Source organism: Brachybacterium sp. sponge (genome assembly GCF_001613775.1).
GTDB classification, from domain to species: domain Bacteria; phylum Actinomycetota; class Actinomycetes; order Actinomycetales; family Dermabacteraceae; genus Brachybacterium; species Brachybacterium conglomeratum.
Map to the genome: position 1 here is coordinate 368078 of NZ_LRMP01000003.1, position 11198 is coordinate 379275.

Annotated in this window: 13 protein-coding genes, 1 tRNA gene and 1 pseudogene; 13 read left to right on the forward strand and 2 right to left on the reverse strand. The window is 71.2% G+C overall.

What is annotated here, in order from left to right:
* Positions 1 to 141 precede the first annotated feature (141 nt).
* The 4 genes from rplU (at position 142) to proB (ending at position 3537) form a co-directional block, all read left to right on the forward strand.
* Entirely contained in the window at positions 142 to 450 is a 309-nt protein-coding gene (gene rplU, locus A4A78_RS14440; RefSeq protein ID WP_062950465.1) for a 50S ribosomal protein L21, read from the forward strand.
* A 34-nt stretch (positions 451 to 484) separates the two neighbouring features.
* On the forward strand, positions 485 to 739 hold the full coding sequence (gene rpmA, locus A4A78_RS14445) for a 50S ribosomal protein L27 (RefSeq protein ID WP_010551799.1): 255 nt from the start codon (positions 485 to 487) through the stop codon (positions 737 to 739).
* A gap of 120 nt (positions 740 to 859) precedes the next feature.
* The gene (obgE, locus tag A4A78_RS14450; protein ID WP_062950467.1) at positions 860 to 2395 is read left to right on the forward strand and encodes a GTPase ObgE; all 1536 of its coding nucleotides are present in this window, start codon (positions 860 to 862) and stop codon (positions 2393 to 2395) included.
* On the forward strand, positions 2392 to 3537 hold the full coding sequence (gene proB / locus A4A78_RS14455) for a glutamate 5-kinase (protein ID WP_062950469.1): 1146 nt from the start codon (positions 2392 to 2394) through the stop codon (positions 3535 to 3537). Before obgE ends, proB begins: the two co-directional genes overlap by 4 nt.
* Here the strand turns inward: proB and A4A78_RS14460 are convergent.
* Complete coding sequence (locus A4A78_RS14460) at positions 3519 to 4139, reverse strand: DedA family protein (RefSeq protein ID WP_062950470.1); 621 nt, start codon at positions 4137 to 4139, stop codon at positions 3519 to 3521. The two genes, proB and A4A78_RS14460, sit on opposite strands and share 19 nt — an antisense overlap.
* Positions 4140 to 4258: 119 nt before the next feature.
* Between A4A78_RS14460 and A4A78_RS14465 the strand changes: the two genes are divergently transcribed.
* The 8 genes from A4A78_RS14465 to A4A78_RS14500 all read left to right on the forward strand — a co-directional run bounded on the left by A4A78_RS14465 (position 4259) and on the right by A4A78_RS14500 (position 8573).
* On the forward strand, positions 4259 to 5539 hold the full coding sequence (locus A4A78_RS14465) for a glutamate-5-semialdehyde dehydrogenase (protein WP_062950472.1): 1281 nt from the start codon (positions 4259 to 4261) through the stop codon (positions 5537 to 5539).
* 88 nt (positions 5540 to 5627) lie between these two features.
* The gene (locus tag A4A78_RS14470) at positions 5628 to 5822 is read left to right on the forward strand and encodes a hypothetical protein (protein WP_062950473.1); all 195 of its coding nucleotides are present in this window, start codon (positions 5628 to 5630) and stop codon (positions 5820 to 5822) included.
* Positions 5823 to 5857: 35 nt separating this feature from the next.
* A complete protein-coding gene (gene nadD, locus A4A78_RS14475; protein ID WP_062950530.1) occupies positions 5858 to 6433 on the forward strand; it encodes a nicotinate-nucleotide adenylyltransferase in 576 nt (191 codons plus the stop codon).
* Positions 6430 to 6960 carry a hypothetical protein gene (locus tag A4A78_RS14480; protein ID WP_062950475.1) on the forward strand — a complete coding sequence of 177 codons (531 nt, stop codon included), beginning with the start codon at positions 6430 to 6432 and terminating at the stop codon, positions 6958 to 6960. The genes nadD and A4A78_RS14480 overlap by 4 nt, the downstream gene beginning before the upstream one ends.
* Complete coding sequence (rsfS, locus tag A4A78_RS14485; RefSeq protein WP_062950477.1) at positions 6957 to 7334, forward strand: ribosome silencing factor; 378 nt, start codon at positions 6957 to 6959, stop codon at positions 7332 to 7334. The genes A4A78_RS14480 and rsfS overlap by 4 nt, the downstream gene beginning before the upstream one ends.
* On the forward strand, positions 7331 to 7966 hold the full coding sequence (locus tag A4A78_RS14490; protein WP_062950478.1) for a histidine phosphatase family protein: 636 nt from the start codon (positions 7331 to 7333) through the stop codon (positions 7964 to 7966). Before rsfS ends, A4A78_RS14490 begins: the two co-directional genes overlap by 4 nt.
* A gap of 53 nt (positions 7967 to 8019) precedes the next feature.
* Positions 8020 to 8095: transfer RNA gene (locus A4A78_RS14495), tRNA-Ala, on the forward strand.
* A 250-nt stretch (positions 8096 to 8345) separates the two neighbouring features.
* Positions 8346 to 8573 (forward strand): hypothetical protein, encoded by a 228-nt coding sequence (locus A4A78_RS14500; RefSeq protein ID WP_062950480.1) that lies wholly within the window; start codon positions 8346 to 8348, stop codon positions 8571 to 8573.
* 462 nt (positions 8574 to 9035) lie between these two features.
* Here A4A78_RS14500 and A4A78_RS18385 read toward each other — a convergent pair.
* Positions 9036 to 9635, reverse strand: a pseudogene (locus tag A4A78_RS18385) (recombinase family protein); the annotation flags it as partial.
* A 51-nt stretch (positions 9636 to 9686) separates the two neighbouring features.
* On the opposite strand from A4A78_RS18385, the gene A4A78_RS14515 reads away from it, so the two are divergent.
* A protein-coding gene (locus tag A4A78_RS14515) for an IS3 family transposase (RefSeq protein WP_231881061.1) occupies positions 9687 to 10912 on the forward strand; the annotation gives its coding sequence in 2 pieces (ribosomal slippage) (positions 9687 to 9972 and positions 9972 to 10912; 1227 coding nt in all).
* The last annotated feature ends 286 nt before the right edge of the window (positions 10913 to 11198 follow it).

Genomic DNA, 11198 nt, shown 5'->3' on the forward strand with positions numbered 1-11198 from the left:
GTCGTCCGGTGGACATCGCGCGACCGCATCTCCCGCCCGGCTCCCCGGCCGGGAACGGTTGACGGTCGCAGGTCCGCGGTGGTCACCCGAGTGGGCGCACGACTCGAAGACTAGATCCGAATCACAAGATGGAGACGTGACGTGGTGTACGCAATCGTCCGCGCAGGCGGTCGTCAGGAGAAGGTGTCGGTCGGTGACACCATCGTGATCAACCGCGTGGCAGGCGGGGCGGGCGACAGCATCGATCTCGCTCCCGTGCTGCTGGTCGACGGTGACAAGGTCACCTCCGCCCAGGCCGAGCTCGCGAAGGTCAAGGTCACCGCCGAGAAGGTCGAGGACCTCCGCGGCGAGAAGATCCGCATCCTCCGCTACAAGAACAAGACCGGTTACAAGAAGCGCCAGGGCCACCGCCAGGAGCTCACCCGGCTGAAGATCACGGGCATCGCCTGAGCGATCCCTCGACCAGACAAAGGATTGATCCCAGATGGCATCTAAGAAGGGCGTCAGCTCCTCCAAGAACGGCCGTGACTCCAACGCCCAGCGCCTCGGCGTGAAGCGCTTCGGCGGCCAGGTCGTCGGCGCCGGCGAGATCCTCGTCCGCCAGCGCGGCACCAAGATCCACCCCGGCGACGGTGTGGGCCGCGGCAACGACGACACGCTGTTCGCGCTCACCGCGGGCACCGTCGAGTTCGGCCGCAAGCGCGACCGTCGCGTGGTCAGCGTCGTCGAGACCGTCTGACACGCCGCCCCGGACCCGGGGCACCCAGCGTCCTTCGAGGGGCGGAGCCGATCGCTCCGCCCCTCGTCGCTTATCCACCCCCTTCCACCCCACGGCACCCTCGACCCTCGGAGAGCACCCATGGCCACATTCGTCGACCGCGTCCGACTGCAGGTCGTCGGAGGATCCGGCGGGCACGGCGCCGCCTCCATCCGGCGCGAGAAGTTCAAGCCCCTCGCGGGCCCCGACGGCGCCGACGGCGGCCGCGGCGGCGACGTGATCCTCGAGGTCGACGCCTCGACCACGACGCTGCTGGAGTACCACCACAAGCCGCACCAGCGCGCGACCGGCGGCGGCTTCGGCAAGGGCGACCTGCGCCACGGCGCGAACGGCGAGGACCTCGTCCTGCCCGTGCCCGACGGCACCGTGGTCACCGAGGAGGACGGCACCGTGATCGCCGACCTCGTGGGCATCGGCACCCGCTACGTCGCCGCACGCGGCGGCAACGGCGGCCTCGGCAACGCGGCCCTCGCCTCGAAGCAGCGCAAGGCCCCCGGCTTCGCGCTGCTCGGCGAGCCGGGCCAGGAGCGCACCCTCGTGCTCGAGCTGAAGACCGTCGCGGACGTGGCGCTGGTGGGCTACCCCAGCGCCGGCAAGTCCTCGCTCATCGCGGCGATGAGCGCCGCCCGCCCGAAGATCGCCGACTACCCGTTCACGACCCTGGTGCCGAACCTCGGCGTGGTCGAGGCGGGCGAGCACCGGTACACGATCGCCGACGTGCCGGGGCTGATCCCCGGCGCCAGCCAGGGCAAGGGCCTGGGCCTGGACTTCCTGCGCCACATCGAGCGCTGCCACGTGCTGGTGCACGTGCTGGACGCCGCCGCGCTCGAGTCCGACCGCGACCCCGTCAGCGACCTCGAGATCATCGAGTCCGAGCTCGCCGCCTATGCCGCGAGCCTGGACGAGGAGGCGGAGACCCGCGTGCCACTCATGGAGCGGCCCGCCGTGGTCGTGCTGAACAAGACCGACCTGCCCGACGGCGCCGACATGGCCGACCTCGTCCGCGAGCGGCTGGGGGAGCGGGAGATGCCGATCCTCGACGTCTCCGCCGTCTCCCGCAAGGGGCTGCGGGAGCTGTCCTTCCTGCTCGGCGAGCTCGTCGAGCAGGCGCGCGCCGCCCTGCCCGCTCCGGAGCCGGCGCCCGTCGTCCTCACCCCGCGCGGCGCGGACCGGGCTTCCTTCGAGGTCGTCACCGAGCAGTACGACGGCGGCACCGCCTTCCGCGTCCGCGGCGACAAGCCCGAGCGCTGGGTGCGCCAGACCGACTTCACCAACGACGAGGCCGTCGGCTTCCTCGCCGACCGCCTCGCGAAGCTCGGCGTCGAGGACGGGCTGTTCTCCGCCGGGGCCGTCGCCGGCTCCACCGTGCTCATCGGCCCCGGGGACGACGCGGTCGTCTTCGACTGGGAGCCGACGATGGTGGGCGGTGCCGAGATGCTCGGCCGCCGCGGCACCGACGACCGGCTCGAGGACCACCACCGCCCCACCCGCGAGCAGAAGCGCGAGGAGCAGAAGGCCCGCACCGCCGCCCGCATGGACCGTCTCGCCGCGATGGAGGCGGAGCGGAGGTCCGGCCACTGGGCCGACCCCTCGAGCGACGGGGACGGTTCCCGGTGAGCGTGGCGGAGCTGCGTCAGCCCGCCCGTCTCTCCGCCCGCGAGGAGCTCGTCGGCGCCCGCCGCATCGTCGTGAAGATCGGCTCCTCGAGCCTGACCGACGCCCGGGGGAGGCTGGACCAGTCCCGCCTCGATGGCGTCGCGGAGGTCGCCGCGACGCTCGCGGCGCGCGGCACGGAGCTCGTGCTCGTCTCCTCCGGGGCGATCGCCGCCGCGCTCGGCCCGCTGGGACTGCCGGAGCGACCCGCCTCGGTGCCGCTGCAGCAGGCCGCCGCGAGCGTGGGCCAAGCCCTCCTCGCCACCGCCTGGTCCCGCGCCTTCGCCGCGCACGAGCGGACCACCGGGCAGGTCCTGCTCACCGAGTCCGACGTGATCCGCCCCCAGACCTATCGGAACGTGCGCAGCGCCCTGGAGGCCCTGCTCGAGCTCGGCACCGTGCCGGTGGTCAACGAGAACGACACCACCGCCACCCACGAGATCCGCTTCGGGGACAACGACCGCCTCGCGGCTCTCGTCGCGCAGCTGCTCGGCGCCGACGCGCTGATCCTGCTCACCGATGTCGACGCCCTCTACACCGCCCCGCCCCGCGAACCCGGTGCGGAGCGGATCGGCGTGGTCGAGGACGTGGCGCGCCTGGCCGGGGTGAGCATCGGCTCGGTCGGCTCGAAGGTCGGCACCGGCGGCATGGTCACGAAGCTGTCGGCCGCCCAGCTCGCCTCCACCACCGGCACCGCGGCGCTGATGACCTCCGCCGAGCGCTTCGCCGAGGCGGTCGAGGGCCGGGACGTCGGCACCTTCTTCCCCGCCCATCACGGGCGGCGCCGCTCGCGCCTGGTGTGGCTGCGCTTCGCGACCCGCGGCGCGGGAACCCTGCACCTGGACGAGGGCGCGGCCGGCGCCGTGCGCTCGCGCCGTCGCTCCCTGCTCGCCGTCGGCGTCACCCGGGTCGAGGGGACCTTCCCCGCGGGCGTGCCCGTGGACGTCGCCGCCCCGGACGGCACCGTGATCGGGCGCGGCCTGACCTCCTTCAGCTCCGACGAGCTGCGGGCCATGGCGGGGCGCGGCACCGACGAGGCGCGCGAGCTGCTGGGGGAGCGGTACCGCCGCCCCGCGATCCACCGGGATCAGCTGGTGGTGCTCTGAAGGACGCGGGACCGCGTCTCCCGGCCGGAGCGGATCCGCTCGATCAGCCAGCTCAGCACGAGCGCGAGCGCGATGCCGAGCACCACGCCCAGCAGCGGCTGCTCGCGGAACAGCAGCCCGCCCGCCATCCCGATCCCGACGTTGTACAGCGCCCACGCGGTCGCGGCCAGCAGGGCGAAGCCCGCGAAGAGCGGCCGCGGATAGCGGATCATCCCCGAGGCGATCGAGGTGGCGGTGCGCCCGCCCGGGATGAAGCGGGCGGTGACGATGATCGAGCCGCCGCGCGTGGCCAGGCCGTTCTCCGCCCAGGTCAGGAGCTTGTCACCGGCGCGCCTCGAGCGGATCCGGCCGGTCAGCGGCCCGGCGCCGCGACCCACGTGATGGGAGATCAGGTCGCCGCTGAGCGCGGCCGCGATCGTCACCGGGATCAGCACCAGCGCATGCGGCGACTCCTGCGCGACCGCATAGGCGCCCGCGGTGATCACCACCGTCTCCCCGGGGAAGACCGGGAGGACCGAGTCCGCCGCGACGACCGCGAAGAGCAGGACGTACAGCCACGGCGAGGCCATGACCGCCTCGACCAGGTGGAGGACGGAGTCCATGCGGGCGATCACCTCGGGCTCGGGAGAGGGGCGGACCGACCGAGGCTAGGGTCCCCCGCCGCATGTTCCCTGGGCGGACGCCCCGGGCTCCCTGGACGACCCCCTCGTAGACTCGGGCCATGGACGACCAGTCATCTCCCGTCGAGTCGGCGGTCCGCGGCGCCGCCCGCGCCGCGAAGGACGCCCAGCCCGTGCTCGCGCGCCTCCACCGCGCCGAGAAGGACGCGCTGCTGCACGCCATGGCCGACGCGCTCGTCGCCCGCGCCGACGAGATCGTCGCCGCCAACGCCCAGGACCTCGCCGCCGCCGACGCGTCCGGCATGGCCGCCGGTCTGCGCGACCGGCTCGCCCTGGACCCGCAGCGGATCGCCTCGATCGCGCAGCAGCTGCGCGACGCCGCCGCGCTGCCCGACCCCGTCGGCGAGGTGGTGCGCGGCTCCGTGCTCGCCAACGGCCTCGAGCTGCGCCAGGTGCGGGTGCCGATGGGCGTGATCGGGATGGTCTACGAGGCGCGCCCGAACGTGACGGTCGACGCCGCCGGCCTCGCGCTGAAGGCCGGCAGCGCCGTCGTGCTGCGCGGAGGCTCCGCGGCCCTGCACTCCAACACCGCGCTGATCGCGGTGCTGCGGGACGTGCTCGCCGAGCGCGGGCTGCCGGCGGATCTCGTCGTCGGGATCGACGCGCACGGCCGCGAGGGCGCCGACGTGCTCATGCGTGCCCGCGGCCTGGTCGACGTGCTGATCCCGCGCGGCGGCGCGGGCCTGATCCGCCGCGTGGTCGAGAACGCCCAGGTGCCCGTCATCGAGACCGGCACCGGCACCACCCACGTGCTGGTCGACGCGAGCGCCGACCTCGACCAGGCCGAGCAGATCGTGCTCAACGCCAAGACCCAGCGGGTCGGGGTGTGCAACGCGCTGGAGACGCTGCTGGTCCACCAGGACGTCGCCGCCGAGGCGCTGCCGCGGCTCGGCACCGCTCTCGCGGAGGCCGGGGTGCGCCTGCACGTGGACGAGCGGGCGGCCGCGCTGCTGCCGGCGGGCGTCGAGCACGTCCCCGCGACGGAGGAGGACTGGGACGTGGAGTACCTCGCCCTCGAGCTCGCCGTCGCCGTCGTCGACGACCTCGACGCCGCGCTCGCGCACATCCGCGCCCACTCCTCGGGCCACACCGAGTCGATCCTCACCCGCGACCTCGTCTCCCAGCAGCGCTTCCTGGCCGAGGTCGACTCCGCCGTGGTCATGGCCAACGCCTCCACCCGCTTCTCCGACGGCGGCGAGTTCGGCTTCGGCGCCGAGATCGGGATCTCCACCCAGAAGCTCCACGCCCGCGGCCCGATGGGGCTGAGCGAGATCACCGCCACCAAGTGGCTCGTGGTCGGTCAGGGCCACGTGCGCCCGTGACCCCACTCCCACCCGGCGGGTTCCGACCGGCACCCCGCCCGCGCTGTGGGATGATGGGCCGGTCACCCGAGGAAAGGCCTTCAAGAACATGATCGACCAGCTCATGATCCTCGCCGAGTCCGGCGCCGGCGCGAGCGAGGGCATCCCCGCACCCTTCATCGGGATCGGTGCGTTCGCCATCCTGATGACCATGCTGGCCGTCACCTGGCTCACCGGGGGTGCGCACCACCGCAGCCTCGACAAGAAGCACGACGCGGACACCGACTCCGACTCCGACCGCTGAGACCGGTGGAGCTGCAGCGACGACGGATCGGCGTGATGGGCGGGACCTTCGATCCCATCCATCACGGCCACCTCGTCGCCGCCAGCGAGGTGCAGAGCGTCTTCGCGCTCGACGAGGTCGTGTTCGTGCCCACGGGCCGGCCCTGGCAGAAGGCGTCGCAGGAGATCTCCGACCCGGAGCACCGCTACCTGATGACCGTCGTCGCGACCGCCGCGAACCCGGTCTTCACCGTCTCGCGCGTGGACGTCGACCGGCCCGGCGCGACCTACACGATCGACACGCTGCGCGAGCTGCACGCCGAGCACCCCGACGCGGACCTCTTCTTCATCACCGGCGCGGACGCCCTCCAGAACATCCTCACCTGGAAGGACACCGAGGAGATCTTCCAGCTCGCGCACTTCGTCGGAGTCACCCGGCCGGGGCACGAGCTGGACACCTCGGGACTGCCGGACGACGGCGTCACCCTGATCGAGGTGCCCGCCATGGCGATCAGCTCCACCGACTGCCGCACCCGCGTCGCCGCCGGCGCCCCCGTCTGGTACCTGGTGCCCGACGGGGTCGTGCAATACATCAACAAGTACGCGCTCTACACAGGAGGTGACGGCCGATGACCGAGCCGGAGACCACCCCGCGGCGCGGCCGCCGCGCCCGCGCGCTGAGCCCCGAGGAGCTCGCCGGCGCCGAGCCGAGCCCCGAGGCCCCGGGACGCCGCGGCGCCGTGCCCCCGCCCGACGCCGACGCGCCCGTGCCCGCCCTGCGCAAGTTCGGCCGCCGTGCCCGCATCATCGAGCTCAGCGACCAGCCCGCCCCGGAGCCCGTCGGCGCCCCCGCGCCCCGCGCCGCGGAGGCGGAGATCGTCCGCGACAGCGACGGCGTCGAGCTCGGCGAGCTCTCCGTCACCGACGCGCCCGATCCGCGCCCCGCACCGCGCTTCGACGGCAAGGTGCTCCACCGCCCCGAGAGCGCGGGCGGCCGCCGCCTGCTGTGGCTGGTGTGGGTGCTGATCGCGCTCGCGCTGACCGCGCTGGTCGCCCTGCTGCTGACCGGCGTGCTCTCGCCGTCGGAGGCCTCGGCCTCCGCCACCGCCCTGCTCGACACCACTCCCGCCCACCTCGTCCTGGAGGACCCCGCAGCGTGACCGCTCCCGAAGAAACCCTCGACCTCGCCCGCGTGGCCGGCCAGGCCGCCGCCGACAAGCTCGCCGAGGAGGTCATCGGCCTGGACGTCTCGGAGCTGGTGGTCATCACCGACGTCTTCCTGGTGTGCAGCGGGGACTCCGAGCGCCAGGTCTCCGCGATCGTCGACGGCGTGGAGGAGGCGCTGCTGACCCAGCGCCGCCGCAAGCCGCTGCGCCGCGAGGGCGAGCGCGACGCGCGCTGGGTGCTGCTGGACTACGGCGACATCGTCGTGCACGTCCAGCACGCCGAGGACCGCGCCTTCTACGCCCTCGAGCGGCTGTGGCGAGACGCCCCCGTGCTCGACCTCCGGATCGACGAGGGCCGCGCCGAGTGAGGCCGGCCCATCGCACCCGGCTCGTCCTCGTGCGTCACGGCCAGACCGAGCACAACCGGGAGGGCCGCCTGCAGGGACAGGTCGACATCCCCCTGAACGAGAATGGTCGGCACCAGGCCGAGACGCTCGCCCGCACCGTCGCCGCTTCCCCGCCCGACGTCATCGTCTCCTCCCCGCTGTTGCGCGCCCGCGACACCGCCGGGGCGATCGCGCGCGCCTGCGGGCTCCAGGTCTCCACCGACGAGGCCTTCCTCGAGCGCAGCTTCGGGAAGTGGGAGGGCCTGCGCGGGGAGGACATCCGCAGCCGCTGGCCCTCGGAGCACGCCGACTGGCGCGCCCATCGGCCGATCACGGGCCTCGACATCGAGGACCGCCCCGAGGTGGGCGAGCGCGTCGCCGCCGGCTGCCGCCGCCTGCTCGAGGAGAACCCCGAGAGGACCGTCATGGTCGTCGCCCACGGCGCGGCGATCACGCTCGGGATCACCGCCCTGCTGGGCCTGGACATGCGCGGATTCCGCGGCATCGCCGGGCTCGAGAACTGCCACCGCTCGGTGCTCGAACCGCTCCATGCGGAGCCGACGGAGGGCCTGATGAGGTTGCTGTCACACAACCTGCCTCCCGATTTCACCTGAGCGGGGAAGCGGGGTATTCTCGACGAGTCGCTTGATGGGGCGGCACCCGATACGGGGCTATGGCGCAGTTGGTAGCGCGCTTCCATGGCATGGAAGAGGTCAGGGGTTCGAATCCCCTTAGCTCCACCATAAGAGGCTTACTGCAATCGGTGTCTTCGTAGACGCCGCCAGGCAGGTCAAGCCACAGGTTAGTTAGCTCGGCCAGGCCGCCCTTCGGGGCGGCTTTTGGCGTTTCTGGGCCGCTGTGGCGCGCTGTCGCGGCCTGGGTCGCGATGCGGGCGGCCTCGGGCGTTGCGCCCGCTGTGAGGGCCTCCCAGCCGCGTTCGGCGGCGAGGAGTTCTCGCAGGGGCGAGCGGATGTCGTCCCCGATGACCTCGTCGTGGGCGATGTAGACGTGGGCGAAGATGGCCTGGTTGAGCTTGCGTCGGGTGGCTTCGCTGGCGTGGAGGTACAGCTCGTAGGGGTTCTCGAGCAGGTCGAGGTGGGCGTCGAGGAAGGCTCGGCCGCTGGAGAGGTCACCGTGAACCTGGCTGAGCTGGTCGGTGACGCGCTGCCGGTCGCGGGAGATCTCCCGGAGGCGCTGGCGGATGCGTTCTTGGGGGAGTGACCCGTCGGCGGCGAGGTCGAGGAGGTTGTCTTCCTTGACGGTGAGTTGCGCGAGCTGGTCTTCGAGGTTCTTGCGGAGCAGCTGCTGCGCGGCGACCTGGTCGTCCAGCGCGGACTCGATGTGGCGGCGGACGGCGGCGATGAACGCGGAACTGAGGCGTATGGTCTTGTAGTGCTCGGCGACGGCGTCTTCGACCCGGTCGATGCTGGAGTACGGCGCGTCGCAGAGGTGGTCTTGGACCCCTCGGCAGACGAAGTATCCGTAGTCGGCGTTGCCGTGCCTGCCGGTGGTGCGCATGAGGATCATTCGCCGGTTGACGTGCTGTTCGAGGCGGCACTGTCCGCACCAGATGGTGCCTTCGAGGTAGTGGTCGTGGCGCTTGCGGCGTTCGCGGGCGTAGCCGCGTTCGTCCATGAGCTGCTGCACCTGGTTGAACAGGTCCTCTTCGATGAGGGGTTCGTGTCTGCCGGGGTAGGTCTCGCCCTTGTAGCGGACCTCGCCGAGGAAGTAGCGGTCGCGGAGCATCTGCTGGATCTTGGAGTCAGAGATCGGCCCGGCGGGACGGCGCTGGGTGGGGCGGGTGCGAAGCCCCCGGTCGGTGAGCTCTTCGGCGATGTCCTGGAACGTCTTGTCGCGTGTGGCGTACAGCTCGAAGGCGAGCTTGATGAACGGCGCGCGTTCGGGATCGATCTTGACGGTGTTGATCTTCCTGCCATCGATATTTTCGGTGACGTTGAGGTACCCGATGGGTGCACGGCCGAGGGTGCCGCCGTTCTTGGCCTTCTGGCTCATCTTGTAGGCGATGTCGGCACCGTCCTCACGGGAGCGGTACTCGTTGAACGCGGCGAGGATGCCATGCATGAGCTGCCCCACCGGGGTGGCGTCGATCTGCTCGGTCGCGGAGACCAGGGTGACTCCGCGCTTCTGTAGATCGGCCATGACGATCGCGTCGTCGGTGCGGTTACGCGCGAAGCGGGAGAGCTTGTAGACGATGACGTAGTCCACGTCGCGGTCTCGGCGGATGCGTTCGAGCATCTCCTGAAACGCGACACGCTTGGTCATCTCTGATGCGCCCTGGGTTCCGTTCCGAGTCTCAGCAAGGAGAATCGGAGTATGCCCAAGAAGTTCAGTCCGGAGCTGCGTGACCGTGCCGTGCGCATGGTCTACGACCGTCAGGCACTCGAAGGTGGCCCACGATCGGAGTCGATCCGAGCTGTCGCGCCCCAACTCGGCGTTGGCATGGAGACGCTGAGGATCTGGTGCAACCGCTACGGGCCAGCCGAGCCCTCGGCCGGCCCCGCGGAGTCTCTCGAGGAGGAGAACCGCAGACTGCGTAGAGAGCTCGCCGAGTCCCGGCGGGCCAACGAGATCCTCAAGGCCGCCTCCGTGTTTTTCGCCAGGGAACTCGACCACCCCACGACGAAATGATCGCCTTCATCGATAGGCACCGCGATCACTTCGGGGTCGAGGCCATCTGCCGCGTCCTGGGCGCGACGGAACGTGGGTTCCTCACCTCTCGCGGCTACCGTGCCGCGAAGCAGCGCCCGGCATCGGCCAGAGCGGTCCGTGACGAGGTGCTCGTCGAAGAGATCCGTCGGATTCATGCCGAGAACTACGGCGTCTACGGGTATCGGAAGATGCATCACGCGATGCGCCGTGCCGGATGGGAAGTCGGCCGCGACCAGACCGCTCGGCTGATGAAAGCTGCTGGTCTGTGCGGGATACGCCGTGGGCGAAAGGTGTTCACGACGAGCCCTGCTGGTGGCCTGGACCGTCGTCTCGATCTGGTCGAGCGGAACTTCACGGCTGCCGGACCGAATCAGCTCTGGGTCGCTGACATCACCGACGTCCGGATCCCGTCCGGGTTCTGCTACACCGCGTTCATCACAGACGTTTTCACGCGAAGGATCGTCGGCTGGGCAGTGGCCACCAGCCTCCGCACTGAGGCACTGCCACTGCAGGCTCTCGAGCAGGCCCTCCAGACCTCCCCGGCAGAAGCGTCTCGGACTGGGCTGATCCATCACAGCGATAGGGGCAGCAACTACGTCTCGCTGGCCCACTCCGATGCGCTGATCACCGCCGGAGTCCAGGCCTCGGTCGGATCCGTCGGAGACAGCTACGATAACGCCCTGGCTGAGACCGTCAACGGCCTCTACAAAGCCGAGCTCATCCACCGACGCCGCACCTGGCCCTCAGCGACCGCCGTCGAGATCGCCACTCTGGACTGGGTCACCTGGTGGAACACGAAGCGCCTGCACGAAGCACTCGACTATCGCACCCCGGCCGAAGTCGAAGCGTCCTACACTCACCCCACGACGACCGCGCCCGCGACCGTCTAACCACGGAACGGAACCCAGGGCGCTTCATGGCCCAGTGTTCCTGGTGGTTGCGACCGAGGTCGCTGGCTACTTCGTCTCGCGCCGGTATGCGGCGTGCCACGGGCGCTTCCGGGCGATTCCTTCGTCGTAGTAGTACTCGAAGGTCTCACGTTGGAGCGCCGGGTGGTCGTAGTCGAAGCGCCGTGTGCGCGTATCGATCGTATCGAACGCTCGACTGAACGGCATGCCGAAGAACGTGGGCTCCTCGGACACTGAGCTCGGGGGGGGGGGGGGGGGGGGGGGGGGG